The following is a 15,142-nucleotide window of genomic DNA, read 5'->3' as shown; positions in this document are numbered from 1 at the left end:
ATCTACTCTGCTGCTGATGCACGATATTCATCACTCAGACATTTTTTCGGTATGAACCTCGAAAACCTAACCACCTATCTACGAGATCATCTGGCGGGTTCAATTGTTGCGCTGGAGGCTTTGGATCATCTCATCATTGCTTTCCAAGATTGCCGGGAAGGGACACAAATCGTCAAACTTAAGACGGAGGTAGAGGCCGATCAAGCTGTGGTGAAGGCCTTGCTCAGCAAGCTGGTGCAAGATGAAAGCGCCTTGAAAAAAGCAGGGGCTTGGATGGCGGAAAAACTCTTCATGACGAAGGTGAAGGCGGAAGGAGAATTGGGCACTCTCGAAGTTCTGGAGATGCTCGTGCTCGGCATTGAAGGTAAGCTGCGGCTCTGGCGTTCACTTTCTTGCCTCGACACCGGGCTAAATCTCCCTGAACTGGAAGCAGGGGCTACCCGTCAAATCCAGTTCGTGGAAAATTTACGCCTTCAAGTGGCTCAGAGGGCTTTGGCTGACGCACCCTCGGAAGCTTGAGCTTCCGTTCGTAGGATCAAGGCACGCGGAAGATCTTTTTGGAAGCTGGATCTTGAGCCAACGAACCCGAGCGTAGTCCCCGCACATCCAGCAAGAAATGGGGGGGATAAGGGCTTTTCACCAACAGCCCAGGCGTGATAACCTCTGCCCGAGCGACCTTACTGAGATCGGGCTTAGGTGCGGGTGGCGGCGTCGGGGCTGTGGGGGGTGGCGGCGGAGCTAAGGCGGAATTTGGAAACTGAATGCCTGAAGTCGTAGGCTGCAAGCCCAGCGCATCCAGTTCGGGTTGCATCTCGACCAGAGCCGGGTCCACAGGTGGATACAATTCTTCTCGAGTGATCACGGTGCCATCCGGTAAGAATGTGACCCGTGAAGGGCTGGCTTCCACTTCCCGAATGGTGCGGTGTCCCATTCGATCTGAAGATGACACCCGGATCGTGACAGTCGGGGCCGCCATGCCTGGATGAGTCCAGTGGGCGGGATAGGCAGCGCCTGTCATTGCAGCCGAACTTTCAGCCGACATGCGGTCAGAGTAGGCGGGAGAAGCTCCACGCGACGGATAGGCGGAACCGAGCCGGAGAGGACGCAGACGCAACCGGTCCCTAGCGGTTGAGCCACGGCGCACCTCAGGCTTGCCGCGCCCTAGGGCCATGCTTTGCCCACGTGAGGATTTCTCCTGGGCAGAAAGAAAAGCGGGTGAAAAAGTCAGGCAAAGACAAAGTCCCAGCCACACCCGGCAGACGAAACAAGAGGAACCTGTTTTCATAGGACATCGAAAGGGTTATGTCTCCATAGAGACATCATTGATTCGAGCCCAGATCCAGAAAAGGACGTGTGCTTTGTCGCTTCAAGAATCGGTGGCCATGTCTTTTCGTGACGAACGCGAGAACCTCGCGAACAATGTGTCTATGGACGACCTGACCACTCAGATGCAACGCGATCTTGAAGAGATTGGACGGACGTTCATGCCCTTTGGCAAATATGGCCCACAGAATCATCCGCCTTACGGCGTGCCTATCTATGATCTTCCTGCGGAATACCTCGGCTGGTTCGCCAGCAAAGGTGGGTTTCCCAAGGGACGACTCGGCAAACTCCTGCAAATGGTGCATCAGATGAAGGCGGACGGCTCGGACGTCGTTTTCGATCTTTTTCGCCGTCAGCGCGGGGGCCCCACCCAGCTACGACCTGAGAAAAGGCGAAGTTTTGATTTCCCTGAAAATCGCTGAACACTCTTCCCTGGGTTCAAGCCACTTCTAGCCTAACAAAATCATTCATCATTCCCCACTCCAGGGCAGGCCGCAGTATTTTTCGCTGTCGCGTTGTAACTTCATGCATTTGTCCCGGTATTCAGTTTTGGACAATTCCTTGATCCTCAACGCATGAATGAAACTCTTGAGCTGCTCTCCCGCCATCGCGCTATCCCGGTCGTAGTCCTTGATGAGCTTAAAAAAGCCATCCCACTTACCGATGCCCTCGTGGCAGGAGGTTTGCCTCTGGTCGAAGTGACGCTCAGGACACCCACGTCTCTCTCTGCTCTCGAACGAATCATCGATCGGCGAGACATGATCGTCGGGGCTGGAACGGTCACGACCTTGGCTCAATTCGATGCGGCTTGGCGGCTGGGCGTGAAGTTCATCGTTACCCCGGGTCTTGACGAGAGCATTCTGCGACATGGTTGGCGCCGAGATCTGCTGGTCATTCCAGGAGCGGTCACCCCCACGGAAATCATGCGTGCGCAAAACTTGGGGGTGAATCTGGTCAAGTTTTTCCCCTCACACATCTTCGGCGGTCTGAACGCCATTGAAGCTCTCTCAGCACCTTTTCCGAAAATGCGCTTTTTGCCCACGGGAGGCGTCAATCTGGATAACCTGAGCCGCTACCTCAGCAATCCTTCGGTGCTCGCCTGTGGCGGCACTTGGATGACACAGCGGGATTGGATCCAAGAGGGGGCTTGGGACAAAGTGCGGAGCGCCACCGCCCAAAGTGTCGACATCGCCCGCTCTTTTAGCGACGCTTGACTGCGCAAAGAAACGCATCTTCGTCACAGGAATACGTGTGTCTGCAACCGAGCCGGATGATGCTGCGGTGTTCCTTGTTGTGCCCTGATGAAACGCCGCCAGAATGGGCGTATAAGTCAGTTCCCCCCTTGCAGGAACCCCCAACTTCACCACCCACCAACCATGTCCCGCCGCACGCTTGCCGAGTCATACGAGAAGATCCCCACTCACATTTTCCCCAACTCTGGAGCTGCAGCCAAAGCCCTGGCCGCTGAAGTCAAAGCCCTCATTGAAGAGCGCGCTAAAGAAGGCAAAAACGTCGTGCTCGGCATGGCGACAGGTTCCACGCCGGTGCCCTTTTATCGGGAACTGATCCGCCTGCATAAAGAAGAAGGCCTGAGCTTTAAAAACGTCATCACCTTCAACCTCGACGAATACTACGGCCTGACGGGCGACCACCCTGAAAGTTACGCCTGCTTCATGCGGGAGCAGATCTTCGATCACATCGACATCCCGAAAGCCAACATCAATATCCCCAGCGGCACTGTGCCGGGGGATCAGGTCTTCGCGCATTGCCGCGAATATGAGGAGAAGATCGACGCTGCGGGCGGCATTGATTTTCAGATCCTGGGGATTGGCCGCACAGGTCACATCGGCTTTAACGAACCCGGTTCCAGCCGCGACTCCCTCACCCGCCGCATCACCCTGGATCGCGTCACGCGTCAAGACGCAGCCGCTGACTTCCGCGGTGAGGAAAACGTGCCTCACTTTGCCATCACCATGGGGGTAGGCACCATCCTGCGTGGCAAGAAGCTGGTGCTCATGGCCTGGGGTGAAAACAAGGCCGAGATGGTAGCTAAAGCCGTCGAAGGTCCTGTCACTGAAGCCATCTCCGCCTCCTTCCTTCAGGATCACCCAGATGCCCGCTTCTGCATTGATGAAGGTGCCTCTCGCGAACTCACACGAGTGAAGCTGCCCTGGCTGGTCGGCCCCGTCTCCTGGACACCGCGTGAGACCCGCCGTGCCGTCTGCTGGCAGGCTTTCAAGACCAATCGTCCGGTGCTGAAACTCACCGATGAGCACTACAATGAACACGGTCTGAGCGATCTCCTCTCTGAGCAGGGCCCTGCGTATCAGCTCAACATCCGCATCTTCAATCAACTCCAGCACACCATTACTGGATGGCCTGGGGGCAAGCCGAACGAAGACGACACCTATCGCCCCGAACGTGCCACGCCTTATCCGAAGCGCGTGCTCGTTTTCAGCCCCGAACCCCAGGACGCCATTGTTGCCATGGGCAGTACCATCGAGCGTCTCGTCGAACAGGGGCACGACGTGCGTATCGTCGCGCTCACCAGCGGCAGTCTGCGAATTTCAGACAGCGAGGCTGACAAGTTTGCAGGCACCCTGCAGGAACTCGCCGGTGTGGTGGAAGATAGCCCCGCTTGGCAGAGCCAGGTGGCCTATGCCCGAGAAGTGCTGAAGCAACTGGAAGACAAGGGCGAGTTCGGCGAAGACACCCCCATGCTGCGTCAACTGAAGGGCCTGATCCTACGCGGTGAACTCCGCGATGCAGCCCACGCCTGCAATGTCGGCACCGATCATGTCACCTTCCTCGGCCTGCCCTTCTATGAACAAGGGCGTTACCGCAGATTCAAAAGCACCGAAGCAGACATCGAAGCGCTGACCTCGCTACTTCGTGAGCACAAGCCTCATCAGATTTATGCCACCGGTGACGCCGCCGATCCGAGCAGCGTGTCTGGCATTTGTTTCAAGCTTCTGGAAAGCTCTCTGAAAGCCTGCCACAAAGAAGAGTGGGCGGGTAGTGCCAGCCTCTGGCTCTATCGCGGCAAGGAGAAGCCTCTCGCAGCCCATGAGATTGACATGGCCGTTCCTCTCAGCCCCATGCAGCTGGAACGCAAAGCCCGCGCACTTTCCCGCTACGGCTCCCTTTCCAGCCTGGAGCTCTCCTCACCCGAGAGCAATCGCCAAAACGCCAGCCACTATGACGCTCTTGGCCTCGCCGAATACGAAGCCATCGAGACCTTCCAACGCTGGAGCCGTGTTTAGTGAAGAATGCACGATGATGCGGGGCTGCCGACCCTCTGACAGCCTCCATCCATCAAGCATCGGCCTGTCACAGACTTGTCAGCTAGCATTCTGAAGAAATGCGGCTTTCATGGTCAGGATGAAGGCCTTGCTTCTGCCCTTCCTGACTCTCCTGCTGTGCACAGCCCACGTCCATGCCCATGGCACTGTGGAGGGCACCGTCGTTCTCGATTCACTACGCCCCCCTGAGGTCGAGCCGGGCTACAAGCCCAAAACGCTCAAACCTGTGCAGGCGGAAGAGTCGGGTCTTGCTATCGTTTGGCTCGAAAGCCCCGGGATCACTTACCCCAGGACTCGTGTCGGGGAAGTCGTGCGCATTCGGCAAAACGGCTATCAATTCCGCCCCTCCATCGTTGCTCTGCAAACGGGTGCCAGCGCGGAATTCCCCAATGAAGACGATGAATTTCACAACGTCTTCAGCTTCTCGAAGATTCGGCGCTTCGACCTTGGACGCTTTCGCAAATCAGAACCCAGCCCGCGAATCACTTTTGACAAACCGGGCCTCGTCAAAATCTACTGCGAAATCCACCAGCACATGCGCTGTCGAGTCCTCGTTCTCGATACACCCTGGTTTTCGATCACGGATAACCAAGGACGATTCAAAATTACAGGCCTGCCCGCAGGCGAATATGAGATCAAGGCCTTGCTGCCTTCAGAAAAAACCCTCCAGAAAAAAGTGACCGTCATCGACCGGAAGAGCACCACTGTGCAGCTTGCTCGCTAATTCGTCGCCAGCTCCCCATGACTTTTCGAGCCAAGCTCCAGCAAGCCATCGTCGTCGTGGTCGCAGGTACGACGGCAGGAGTTTTGTGGGTCGCTCAGTCTCAGAACAGCGCTGCCTATCAAGGCATGGTCGATACCTTGTTTGAGCAGCAGATGGATCTGTTTCGTCGGGAACAAGACACTCAACTTGCCACCGCACGTAAACAAGCGGCCCAGCTGGCCAGTTCGGTGCGACTCTTCGCAGCCCTGGAAGAGGGTGATCCAGAGACCTACAATGTGGCGGCCGATGAATTGCGATTGGCCGAATTCGACTTCTTCCGGCTCGCCAGCACACAGAGCGGCATCATGCATCCGCCCGAAGACAGCCGGAGTGGTCAGCTAGCAGACGCTCAAGAAAAAGCTCTCGCTCAGCAACTGACCGACTATGCCAAAGCCATCCCGGAAGATCTGGAGGAGGCCCAGGCCGGTTTTGTCCACCTGCCAGATGCGCAAGGCAAGGCCCAACTGCACCGCGTGCTGGGGATGCAGATTCGGAAATTCGATCAAACCGTCGGGACCTTGTTTCTGGGGCAGAATGCCGCCCGATTCATGCCGGAGTCTTCCAGAGACAATCCTCAGGCTCCACATGTGGAATCCGCCCTTTGGAGTAATGGGCAAGCCTTTGGCTCGAGGCTTCCTCAATCATTGACCCACGCTCTCGCGGAAAAAATCAAAGCCGGGCCGGAGTCTCACCAAATTCGCTTCTCCTTTAGGGATCAAGGCATTGATCACCTCGTGCAATTACATCTGCTCAATGCAGGTTCGCGTTTACCTCCGGCTTGGCTGGTCAGTGTCTTTTCACTCGCTGATCTTCAGGCGCGCCAGCAGACCTTGCTTTGGCAGATCATCGGCATCGGCGGTGTCGCATTGCTGCTGGCCTCTTGGGCTGGCGGTTGGTTTGCCGAGCAGTTATCACGCCCCATCCAAGACTTGGTTCAAGCAACCCAAGAGGTGCGTGCGGGTAATTTCCAGGTGCGATTGGCGCAAGCCAGTTCCGATGAACTCACGCAGCTCAATGATTCGTTCAATCACATGACCGAGGGCTTGGCATTAAAGGAACGTTATCACTCGGTGCTAAGTATGGTGGCCGATGCCAAAGTGGCGGAACAGCTTATTTCGGGGTCCATCCAGCTCGGGGGCGAACTGAGAAAAGTCACTGTCATTTTCTGCGATATCCGCGGTTATACCGCCTTCAGTGCCGGGCGCGATCCACGCGATGTCATCGCCGTGCTGAATCACCACATGGGAGCGCTGACTCAGATCGTTTATCGTTGGCATGGCGTCATCAATCAATTTGCCGGAGACGCCATCATGATCCTATTTGGTGCGCCGACCACACATGGCTCCGATGCCGAGAATGCTGTCCGCTGCGCCGTGGAGATGCTGGCTGAAAGACAGCGCCTCAACACTGAGGCCAGCCATCCTCTGAATATCGGCATCGGCATCGCCACCGGAGAAGTCGTGGCTGGCTGCATTGGTGCCGAGAAGCGTGCTGACTACACCGTCGTCGGTGAGCATGTGAATCTTGCCGCTCGGCTCTGTAGCTCTGCGGCTGCGGGTGAAATCGTGATCGATGTCGCCACGCAGGCCCTGATTCCACCCACGATCTCGACACGGGCACTTTCACCACTGAAGCTGAAAGGTTTCTCCGAGTCCATTCCTGCTTTTCAAGTTTTACCCACGCCCTCCGTGTGATGAAAACAATCCTGATTCTTCTTTTCCTGACCCTCACGACAGCTTCCCTGCGCGCTCAGGGATGGCTTGAAAATCTGGATCGAGCCCTCACCCTGGCGACACCAGATCCAACGTTCCGCACCGATCTGTCAGGGTTACTGGATTTGGAACTTTATGTCCCAGAAACTCCCGCCATGGGTTTGTTGGACACGGATGACGAGGTGTTTTTCAATCCTCGGTTGATCCTCTTTCTCTATCTTCAAGCCACCGAGCATCTGCGGGCTCATCTCCAAATGCGCACAGATCGGGGTTTCGATCCTGGCTTCGCTGCGGATGGGCAAACACGGTTGGACGAATATTTTGTGGAGTGGAAACCCACCTCGAATGATCTCATTAACTTTCGGTTAGGCAAATTCGCCACAGCTTTCGGATCATGGACGGAGCGTCGGCTCTCCTGGGAGAACCCTTTCATTACAGCCCCAATGGCTTACAATGACATGCTTCCTGTCAGTGATGATGGTGCCGTGCCTTTGGCTGGGTTTCTCAATCGCCGCTTCCTGCCGGACAACCGCCGGACTTGGCTTCCCCTCATCTGGGGACCTTCGTATGCCAGCGGTGCCTCCGTCTTCGGTCAACTCGGACCGGTGGACTATGCCTTTGAAATCAAGAATGCGTCTCTCTCATCCGCGCCGCGTTCCTGGGACGTCGTCGAAAATGGTTGGGACAGCACCACTTATACCGGGCGGCTTGGTTGGCGTCCGGCACCGGAGTGGAATTTGGGAGGCTCCTTCAGCCACGGCCCCTACTTGATGAAGGAAGCCCAAAGCACCCTCCCTGCGGGCAGTCACTACCGCGACTTTGATCAAACCACCTTTGGCCTGGATGCCGCATGGTCGCATGGAGCCTGGCAGGTGTGGAGTGAACTCATGACCAGCCGTTTTGAAGTTCCCAATGTCGGAGGAGTGCGTGTCTTCAGCGGATTTCTCGAAACCAAATACAAACTGAACTCGCAATGGTGGATCGCCGGACGTTGGAATCAAAGTTGGTTTGGCAATGTCCCAGGCACGGGCACGGCTTGGGATCTCGATGGCTGGCGCGCGGATGTCTCTGTTGGCTATCGTTTCAGCCGTCAGTTCCAAGCCAAATTGCAGTATAGCATCGCGGAACGTTCAGGCCGTGATGAGGAAGGTAATCATTTCCTCGCCGCTCAGATCACGGTGAAGTTCTAGAGTGTCCTGAGAGGAGCGCGGGCACTCTTGTTATATGCGCATCTTTTGCACAGTGTTGCAACCTGTTGCCATCCCTTGCAGATCAAGGGACGGCGACATTTTGGCCTTTGCAACGAGTTGCAGTCAGTGGGCCTGTTTTGCCAGTTTTTCGGCAGTGGCTGTATAAAGAGTTGGAATGGGTAACGTTCCATGTTGCCTTGAAAGTATAGAGATTCTCCAATCGATCATCGGATAGGCGCCCCAGCAAAGCGGCACAAGAGTTGTTTGATTCCTCCCAAAGAAGGCAACCGCCTTCCATTTTACCCTTTTAGACAATCTAGGGATGAAGGGCAGGCACTGTTGGAATTAGAAGCCTAGATATCAGCGTTGTTCATGGAGCGATATTTACCCGGGGAAACGCCCATGACTCGGCGGAAGGCCTTGCCGAAGGAGCTCTCCGACTCGTAGCCCGTTGCCAGGGCGATTTCCTCGAGCTTTATCGTCGGCTTGGCCCTCATCATATGGCCAGCCTTCACCATACGCCACTGGGTGAGATGGTCCATGGGCGTCTCTCCCACTAACCTCCGGAACCGCTCCGCGAACGCCGAGCGCGACATGGCGACGCACTGGCTAAGTTCATCGACGGTCCACTGTCGCTCCGGCTCTGCGTGCATGAGTTCGATGGCCCGGCCTACCTGCGGATCATCTAGAGCCCGCAGCCAGCTTGGTTTGTCCGTGGCGGCTGAGGAGCCGATGCGGGATCGCATCGCCTGCACAAAAAGAACCTCCGCCAGCCGGTCCACGATGGCAGTGCCACCCGGCAGCTTCTGGGACACCTCCGCGGCGATGAATTGCAAGGTCGATTGAAACCACGGTTCAATGTGGCTCCCAGAGCCTTGCAGATGAACGATTGAGGGAAGATGCTTGACCAGTAGCTTGCTCTCCGTCGTGGACAGCGAGAAGCATCCCGCAACGATCGAAGTGGAAGGCCCCTGGCCACCGTCAAAGCACATCAGGCGGGTGCGGTGAAACTCCTCCGCAGATGCTACTTCTTCGCAGGGGCGTAGAGACACCTCAGGGCTGCTGCGAATGGTGTATTGGCCAGGAGTCGGCATGAGAACGAAGTCGCCGCCCACCAGAGAAACCAGCGGTGAGTCATCGACACCCAGATAGCATGAACCTCGTGTCACCATGAGACAGATGCCGTCTTTGGCGGGGAATCGGAATCCATAAGGAGCAGTGAACTCCAGCCGTCCGTAAAGCGAGGCTTTGGTCCGCATGAGGGACATCATATGAGCGAGAACATCCATAGGACTAGCAATTGCCTAAAAAGACAGAAAATGCATCTTCTTTTGGCGTTTTGGACCAGAATTTAGGACTTACTGCCATTGTTTTTCCAGTCTTGGCGAGATAAAAGTCACCCGTCAACCAAACGATTTATCTCATGAACAATACTAATAACAATCCTAGATTCAGTTTTGACCTTCATCTCCATGGCCGCCGTGTCCTTGTCACTGGGGGGACCAAGGGCATTGGTGCCGCCGTTTTGGAAACTCTGCATGGTCTGGGGGCTCGGATTGTCACCACCGCACGTGAGGCACCGCGAAATCCGGTGCCGGGTGTGCACTACGTTGCCGCGGATGTGGCCACTGCCGAGGGGTGTGCCATGGTCACGGGCGAGGTGCATCGGCTTCTCGCAGGAGTGGATATCATTATCAATGTCGTAGGCGGCTCAAACGCACCGGCCGGTGGCTTCGTTAAGCTCGATGACGATGTCTGGCAAAGCGAACTCAACCTGAACCTGATGAGTGCTGTCCGCATAGACCGGGCGCTGCTTCCGGCGATGATTGAGCAAGGCTCAGGTGTCATCGTGCATGTGACATCCATCCAGCACGAGCTCCCACTGCCGGAATCCACGACTGCCTATGCAGCGGCCAAGGCGGCGCTCTCCACCTACAGCAAGAGCCTTTCGAAGGAAGTCACTCCCAAGGGCATTCGCGTGGTGCGCGTGTCGCCGGGATGGGTAGAGACGGAAGCAGCCGACCCCTTTCTCCAACGCATCGCAGAGAGTTCGGGCACGGACTACGAAGGAGCAAAGCAGATCGTCATGAATGGCCTGGGCGGTATCCCCGTGGGGCGTCCGGCGAAGCCAGCGGAGGTGGCCGACCTGATTGCGTTTCTCGTATCGCCTCGGGCGACCTCCATTACCGGGACGGAATATGTCATTGATGGCGGCACGGTCCCGACCGCCTAACCAAGAAAGCACAACAGCCAAACTATTAACATAAAACACTTTATTTATGATTGACCATATCATCATCACCGTCAGCAATCTGTCCGCCAGTCTGGAATTCTATCAGAAGGCGCTGGCACCGCTCGGATACTCGGCCACCCCGGAGTACACGTCCAGCACAGGGACAAAGGGCGTTGGTTTTGGCATCAAGGGCGGGCTAGATTTCTTTATCCAAGAGGGCGCGACGCAAGTGACCCGGTGCCACATTGCCTTCACGGCCTCAACTCGGGTGCAGGTGGAGGAATTTTACGCGGCTGGCCTTGCTGCAGGAGGTCGGGATAACGGGAAGCCGGAACTGACTCCCGACCACGGGCCTGACTACTACTCCGCCTATGTCTTTGACCCAGATGGTTGCAACATTGAAGCCGTGTGCACCGAGCCTGTGGCATAACTCCACCGGGACCCTGTAGAACCCTGAACGCATTGATAGTGATGAAACAACCCTTCCTCATCGCAGGCACCATCTTCGCCGCCATGACACTGGTCGCTTGCGATCCATCCACGAAAGTATCTCGAGCTGAAGCATCCTCAGCACAGCCGCCAGGGCAGAAGCCCCCTACCACGAAGCCTGCTTATATCGTCTTCACCCGTGAGAAGACTCTCGACCGGGCCGAGCTGGAAGCCTACTGGAAAGAGGCACCGGCCACCCTGGAAGGGCACCCCATCAAGGTGCTCTCCGGATATGGACCGCATGAAGTGTGGGAAGGCGAAAGCACAGAGGGAGTCGTGATTGCTGAGTTTCCCAGCATGGAGGCGGCCCGGGCCTGGTATCACAGCCCTGCCTACCAAAAAGCCCGGGAGCATCGGGTCAAAGGCGCGGTCTATCGTGGCATTCTGGTAGAGGGCACAACACCCCAGGACTGAGTTCTGGCAAGGCAGCGTGAACGCGAATCCCGTAGATGAACAGGGAGGATCTGACCGCATCTTCGATATTCGTGGCTCTGCTCTATGTGAAAAAGGCGGATAAGCGCATCCGCGCTCCTCTCATGAGGCTATGAAAAAATTATTTTCAGAATCTGCGCAAGTTCGTGGGCGGCCTTGCATCTGCCCCGTGAACCAAGGCTCGCTCGATGAATGAGCCCCTCTTCACTCAAATAGCGCACGATTATGAAAACAACATCCTCCATTCTGAAGTTCTACACCCTGCTCATGCTCGCCGTGGGTCTCAGCCAATCTCTATCGGCTCAGAGCACCGTATCGCCCACCGGCATCCCGGTCATCACCTCCTTCGTCCCTGCTTCGGCACCCGTGGGCGAATCCGTCCTGGCCAACCTTGCTTCAGATCGCATCACCAACGGTGGAGCCGTCATTGCAGAGCCTCTGACCGTTACCCACATTCAATTCCGCACCACCATCGGCCTGCCTGTGTCAGCCCCGGTGATCTACGTCACACCCACCTTGATCCGCTTCACCATCCCGAATCTGGCGATCACCGGCCCGACAACGCTCATGAGCGGCAGCCAGCTTCGCAGCCGCGTGCAGTCCAGCTTCTCTGTGGTGTCTCTGAGCAAGAGATCCCCAGGCATTAGCGTCATCAATACCGCCCAGTGGGACATTGGCAGTGTCAAAACAGGCAGCACAGAACTCCTGCCTGCCAACACCGTCATCCCGGCGGGTCAGGCTCACTTCATCTCCCGCGTGCTCAGCACCCGCACCGCTCTGCCCCTGAATCTGACTTTCGTCACGGAGTCCACTCTGACCTCAATCACCCGCCAGCCGCTGTTTTCCATTCAGGAATCCGTGAAGCTGCCAACCACCCCAGGAACGACTGTCACCACTCTCCTGAAACGTGTGGATCTGACCATCGAACCTTTCACCGTCACGGAAGTTCTGCGCATGGGTGGCAACGCTACCAGCACACCTTGGAATCTTCAGTTCGGCGGTCAGTTCAACCGCATGGTCGTGACCGATGACGGCCGCCTGACAGTGAATCCGACCCTCCAGATCGGTAACATGACTCCCGTGGTTTTCACCATCGACGAAGCCAGCGCCGAAATCACCAAAGGCCTCATCCGCTTCCGTGTGCGTCGCAATGGTGTGCTGGCAGGTCCTGCCCTGTCCCTGGCTTCTCCCTTCGACGTCATAGCCGCCAATCAAATCGGCTCGATTACAGCCAGCGGTGATACCCCCATGCTGCTCCGCCGCGCTAACTGAACGAATCTCCCCCCGGAGCCCCCAGCACCCCGAGCACAGACGTCTGTGCCGGGGTGTTTTGTGGTTTTTGTTTCCTGTCAGAGCAAGGATCAGGAGTATTTCACATCCTTGCGCGGCTCCATTTCAAAAGCCGTCGCCTCCTGCTCCGCCACGTGGGGCCGGATCACTTCTTCACGAAACTTGATGTAGTGCGGATCGTCCTGACAAATCGCCAGCTTATCCATGCTCTCCACCTCCACATACACGAACCAGGGGTAGGGATCGGATGGGTTGACTCGCTTGCCGGTTTTCACCGTCAGCACCTCAGGCACCCGCAGCAGAGCCATGCGCGTGCGGGACATCATGTCCTCCAGCTTTTCCTCGGTGACCTCGGGTCTAAGTTTATAGAGGCTGAGGTAAGCGATCATGTGAGGAAAGCGCGGGTTCAGTTCTTCCAGTCCAGCGCACCTTTGCGCCAGGCGTAGAGGAAGGCCACTCCCAAGATGGAGATGAAACCCAGAGCTGCCCAAGCAATGCCCGTGCCGTAAACGGCGAGGTAATCCCGATAGATGATGGCACCTGGATAGAGGAACACCACCTCGATATCGAACAGCACGAACAGCATCGCCACGATGTAGAACTTCACGCTGAAACGTGGTTGCCCCTCGGTCAGGGGCAGCATCCCACACTCATAAGCACTGTCCTTCAGCTTGTTGCGCTTGGCCGCCTTGCCGAAAATCACGGATGCCAGCAGGGTAGCGCCAGCAAAACCGCTCGCGATGAGCACTTGCAAAAGGACGGGCAGATAATTCTCGGTCATGACGGGGAAAAGGGGCGCGGAGTATTAGCCGAACCGGGAGGAGGCGTCAAGTTGGCGACCACGGTTTAGGCTTTCGCGGAGGTCTTCCCGCTCAGCTCTCCTTCGGAATTGCCTCTGATCCCTCCTGTAGCGAGGGCGGTTTTCCGCTCCCTTTCCGCCGCTGCACCGCCTGTTTCAGGATGAATTCGATCTGAGCATTCACACTGCGCATATCCGCCTCGGCCCAGCCCTCCAGCTCTTTCCAGAGCTGAGGGTTGATGCGTAGAAGGAAGGATTTGCGGCTTTCCATGGGGGGATAGAAAGAACGGATTAGATCAGGTTAAATCAGTGGTAAAGCGTGCCTGTATTCACCACCGGAGTCACCTCTGACTCGGCACAGAGCACCACGAGCAGATTGCTGACCATGGAGGCTCTACGCTCATCATCCAGGCTGACCACCTGCTTTTCAGCCAATTCATTCAGCGCCATCTCCACCATGCTCACCGCCCCATGTACGATCTTCTGCCGGGCAGCGATCACGGCCTCGGCCTGCTGACGGCGCAGCATGGCCTGAGCAATCTCGGGGGCATAGGCGAGGTGAGCGATTCGCGCTTCCTCCACCTTCACGCCCGCCTTGCTCAGCCGCTCTTGCAGCTCCTGCTGGAGAGCCTGGGCCACCTCGTCACCACCATTGCGTAGGGTAATCTCATTGTCCTCCCCATGATCATAGGCATAGGTGGAAGCCAAGTGACGCACAGCTGATTCACTCTGAATGGAGACATACTGGTTGCAGTTTTCGACATCGAAAACCGCCTGAGCCGTATCTGCCACACGCCAGACCACCACCACCCCGATTTCGATCGGGTTGCCACGCTTGTCATTCACCTTCAGCCGCTCAGAGTTCAGGTTACGCGAGCGGAGAGAAACTTTGCTTCGAGTATAGAAGGGATTCGTCCAGTGAAAGCCCGCGCGCTTTTCCGTGCCCCGATAAGCCCCAAAGAGCAGAAGCACCACCGCCTCATTCGGCTGAAGCGTAAAAAAGCCCTTGGTGACGACTCCCAAGACCGGAACGAGCAAAATGGCCACGATGATCTGACCCGCTGACGGTTTATCCGCCGCAATGTTGACCAGCATCAGCGCGGCCGCGCCCAGCAATGTCAAAAGGACCAAGAACAAAACCGGCCAACCACTGGCCGTGCTAATCGTGCGTTCCGTGCTGCGAGGAGTGGGCGTGCTCATAAAAGCGTGTCGGGTTGAATTGAATATCAAAGTGATATCACTTTGATATTTGAATGCGAGAATAATTTTTACCCTAGAGCATATTAAATAATACTATAACCGCAAGAAGCGAACCAACCCATGGCGTCTTTGGCGGTGACCTTTGAGAACGCTACGCTGATGGCTGCATCTAGTTGCTCCGGTGTGCGGGCCTCCAGGCTGCGCAGCGAGTTCTTGATCTTGCTCCACATCTTCTCAATCGGGTTGAGGTCCGGCGAGTAAGCTGGAAGGAAGCGCCCCTCGGCTCCCACCGCCTCGACAAGCCTCTGGACTTCTGGACTCTTATGCACCGACAGATTGTCCATGACCACGATATCTCCCGATCTCAACGTCGGGCAGAGCACCTGCTCAATGTAAGTGACAAAAGCTG

18 protein-coding genes are annotated in these 15,142 nt (G+C 56.5%); 11 read left to right on the top strand and 7 right to left on the bottom strand.

The window, feature by feature from the left end; genetic code table 11:
• The first annotated feature begins 51 nt into the window (after positions 1-51).
• Positions 52-519, top strand: coding sequence for a hypothetical protein (locus B5D61_RS00090; protein ID WP_078811262.1), 468 nt, complete (start codon positions 52-54; stop codon positions 517-519).
• 16 nt (positions 520-535) lie between these two features.
• Here the strand turns inward: B5D61_RS00090 and B5D61_RS25535 are convergent, their stop codons facing one another.
• Entirely contained in the window at positions 536-1,285 is a 750-nt protein-coding gene (locus tag B5D61_RS25535; protein ID WP_139372967.1) for a hypothetical protein, read from the bottom strand.
• A gap of 97 nt (positions 1,286-1,382) precedes the next feature.
• Between B5D61_RS25535 and B5D61_RS00080 the strand changes: the two genes are divergently transcribed.
• The 6 genes from B5D61_RS00080 to B5D61_RS00055 all read left to right on the top strand — a co-directional run bounded on the left by B5D61_RS00080 (position 1,383) and on the right by B5D61_RS00055 (position 8,290).
• Positions 1,383-1,745, top strand: coding sequence for a putative quorum-sensing-regulated virulence factor (locus tag B5D61_RS00080; RefSeq protein ID WP_245846409.1), 363 nt, complete (start codon positions 1,383-1,385; stop codon positions 1,743-1,745).
• A 153-nt stretch (positions 1,746-1,898) separates the two neighbouring features.
• The gene (locus tag B5D61_RS00075; RefSeq protein ID WP_078811260.1) at positions 1,899-2,537 is read left to right on the top strand and encodes a bifunctional 4-hydroxy-2-oxoglutarate aldolase/2-dehydro-3-deoxy-phosphogluconate aldolase; all 639 of its coding nucleotides are present in this window, start codon (positions 1,899-1,901) and stop codon (positions 2,535-2,537) included.
• A 162-nt stretch (positions 2,538-2,699) separates the two neighbouring features.
• Positions 2,700-4,586 (top strand): glucosamine-6-phosphate deaminase, encoded by a 1,887-nt coding sequence (nagB, locus tag B5D61_RS00070; RefSeq protein WP_078811259.1) that lies wholly within the window; start codon positions 2,700-2,702, stop codon positions 4,584-4,586.
• 118 nt (positions 4,587-4,704) lie between these two features.
• The gene (locus B5D61_RS00065; RefSeq protein ID WP_078811258.1) at positions 4,705-5,349 is read left to right on the top strand and encodes a carboxypeptidase regulatory-like domain-containing protein; all 645 of its coding nucleotides are present in this window, start codon (positions 4,705-4,707) and stop codon (positions 5,347-5,349) included.
• A gap of 17 nt (positions 5,350-5,366) precedes the next feature.
• Positions 5,367-7,082 carry an adenylate/guanylate cyclase domain-containing protein gene (locus B5D61_RS00060; RefSeq protein WP_078811257.1) on the top strand — a complete coding sequence of 572 codons (1,716 nt, stop codon included), beginning with the start codon at positions 5,367-5,369 and terminating at the stop codon, positions 7,080-7,082.
• Entirely contained in the window at positions 7,082-8,290 is a 1,209-nt protein-coding gene (locus B5D61_RS00055; RefSeq protein ID WP_078811256.1) for a hypothetical protein, read from the top strand. The genes B5D61_RS00060 and B5D61_RS00055 overlap by 1 nt, the downstream gene beginning before the upstream one ends.
• Before the next feature lie 353 nt (positions 8,291-8,643).
• Here the strand turns inward: B5D61_RS00055 and B5D61_RS00050 are convergent, their stop codons facing one another.
• Positions 8,644-9,579, bottom strand: coding sequence for an AraC family transcriptional regulator (locus B5D61_RS00050; RefSeq protein ID WP_078811255.1), 936 nt, complete (start codon positions 9,577-9,579; stop codon positions 8,644-8,646).
• Positions 9,580-9,713: 134 nt separating this feature from the next.
• Between B5D61_RS00050 and B5D61_RS00045 the strand changes: the two genes are divergently transcribed.
• The 4 genes from B5D61_RS00045 to B5D61_RS00030 all read left to right on the top strand — a co-directional run bounded on the left by B5D61_RS00045 (position 9,714) and on the right by B5D61_RS00030 (position 12,716).
• Positions 9,714-10,523: an SDR family oxidoreductase gene (locus B5D61_RS00045; protein WP_078811254.1), complete on the top strand. Its 810-nt coding sequence runs from the start codon at positions 9,714-9,716 to the stop codon at positions 10,521-10,523.
• Between the two features lie 46 nt (positions 10,524-10,569).
• On the top strand, positions 10,570-10,953 hold the full coding sequence (locus tag B5D61_RS00040) for a VOC family protein (RefSeq protein ID WP_078811253.1): 384 nt from the start codon (positions 10,570-10,572) through the stop codon (positions 10,951-10,953).
• Positions 10,954-11,138: 185 nt separating this feature from the next.
• Positions 11,139-11,426, top strand: coding sequence for a DUF1330 domain-containing protein (locus B5D61_RS00035; protein WP_342753350.1), 288 nt, complete (start codon positions 11,139-11,141; stop codon positions 11,424-11,426).
• A 243-nt stretch (positions 11,427-11,669) separates the two neighbouring features.
• Positions 11,670-12,716 (top strand): hypothetical protein, encoded by a 1,047-nt coding sequence (locus B5D61_RS00030; protein WP_078811252.1) that lies wholly within the window; start codon positions 11,670-11,672, stop codon positions 12,714-12,716.
• 89 nt (positions 12,717-12,805) lie between these two features.
• On the opposite strand, the gene B5D61_RS00025 is transcribed toward B5D61_RS00030, so the two are convergent.
• The 5 genes from B5D61_RS00025 to B5D61_RS27160 all read right to left on the bottom strand — a co-directional run.
• Positions 12,806-13,123, bottom strand: a complete 318-nt coding sequence (locus tag B5D61_RS00025; RefSeq protein ID WP_078811251.1) for a Dabb family protein — start codon at positions 13,121-13,123, stop codon at positions 12,806-12,808.
• Between the two features lie 17 nt (positions 13,124-13,140).
• The gene (locus B5D61_RS00020) at positions 13,141-13,515 is read right to left on the bottom strand and encodes an NADH-quinone oxidoreductase subunit A (protein WP_078811250.1); all 375 of its coding nucleotides are present in this window, start codon (positions 13,513-13,515) and stop codon (positions 13,141-13,143) included.
• Between the two features lie 91 nt (positions 13,516-13,606).
• Entirely contained in the window at positions 13,607-13,804 is a 198-nt protein-coding gene (locus B5D61_RS00015) for a type II toxin-antitoxin system antitoxin (protein ID WP_078811249.1), read from the bottom strand.
• Positions 13,805-13,839: 35 nt separating this feature from the next.
• Positions 13,840-14,733 carry an SPFH domain-containing protein gene (locus B5D61_RS00010; RefSeq protein ID WP_078811248.1) on the bottom strand — a complete coding sequence of 298 codons (894 nt, stop codon included), beginning with the start codon at positions 14,731-14,733 and terminating at the stop codon, positions 13,840-13,842.
• 83 nt (positions 14,734-14,816) lie between these two features.
• On the bottom strand, positions 14,817-15,142 hold a 326-nt coding region (locus tag B5D61_RS27160; protein WP_139372966.1), incomplete at its 5' end, for a transposase.

This window comes from Prosthecobacter debontii (assembly GCF_900167535.1).
GTDB classification, from domain to species: Bacteria; Verrucomicrobiota; Verrucomicrobiia; order Verrucomicrobiales; family Verrucomicrobiaceae; genus Prosthecobacter; species Prosthecobacter debontii.
This window is presented reverse-complemented; position numbering and strand designations above follow the sequence as displayed.

Coding starts and splice junctions, on each gene's coding strand:
- B5D61_RS00090 (WP_078811262.1), top strand. CDS start 52: ATGAACCTCGAAAACCTAACCACCTATCTACGAGATCATCTGGCGGGT.
- B5D61_RS25535 (WP_139372967.1), bottom strand. CDS start 1,285: ATGAAAACAGGTTCCTCTTGTTTCGTCTGCCGGGTGTGGCTGGGACTT.
- B5D61_RS00080 (WP_245846409.1), top strand. CDS start 1,383: ATGTCTTTTCGTGACGAACGCGAGAACCTCGCGAACAATGTGTCTATG.
- B5D61_RS00075 (WP_078811260.1), top strand. CDS start 1,899: ATGAATGAAACTCTTGAGCTGCTCTCCCGCCATCGCGCTATCCCGGTC.
- nagB (WP_078811259.1), top strand. CDS start 2,700: ATGTCCCGCCGCACGCTTGCCGAGTCATACGAGAAGATCCCCACTCAC.
- B5D61_RS00065 (WP_078811258.1), top strand. CDS start 4,705: ATGAAGGCCTTGCTTCTGCCCTTCCTGACTCTCCTGCTGTGCACAGCC.
- B5D61_RS00060 (WP_078811257.1), top strand. CDS start 5,367: ATGACTTTTCGAGCCAAGCTCCAGCAAGCCATCGTCGTCGTGGTCGCA.
- B5D61_RS00055 (WP_078811256.1), top strand. CDS start 7,082: ATGAAAACAATCCTGATTCTTCTTTTCCTGACCCTCACGACAGCTTCC.
- B5D61_RS00050 (WP_078811255.1), bottom strand. CDS start 9,579: ATGGATGTTCTCGCTCATATGATGTCCCTCATGCGGACCAAAGCCTCG.
- B5D61_RS00045 (WP_078811254.1), top strand. CDS start 9,714: ATGAACAATACTAATAACAATCCTAGATTCAGTTTTGACCTTCATCTC.
- B5D61_RS00040 (WP_078811253.1), top strand. CDS start 10,570: ATGATTGACCATATCATCATCACCGTCAGCAATCTGTCCGCCAGTCTG.
- B5D61_RS00030 (WP_078811252.1), top strand. CDS start 11,670: ATGAAAACAACATCCTCCATTCTGAAGTTCTACACCCTGCTCATGCTC.
- B5D61_RS00025 (WP_078811251.1), bottom strand. CDS start 13,123: ATGATCGCTTACCTCAGCCTCTATAAACTTAGACCCGAGGTCACCGAG.
- B5D61_RS00020 (WP_078811250.1), bottom strand. CDS start 13,515: ATGACCGAGAATTATCTGCCCGTCCTTTTGCAAGTGCTCATCGCGAGC.
- B5D61_RS00015 (WP_078811249.1), bottom strand. CDS start 13,804: ATGGAAAGCCGCAAATCCTTCCTTCTACGCATCAACCCTCAGCTCTGG.
- B5D61_RS00010 (WP_078811248.1), bottom strand. CDS start 14,733: ATGAGCACGCCCACTCCTCGCAGCACGGAACGCACGATTAGCACGGCC.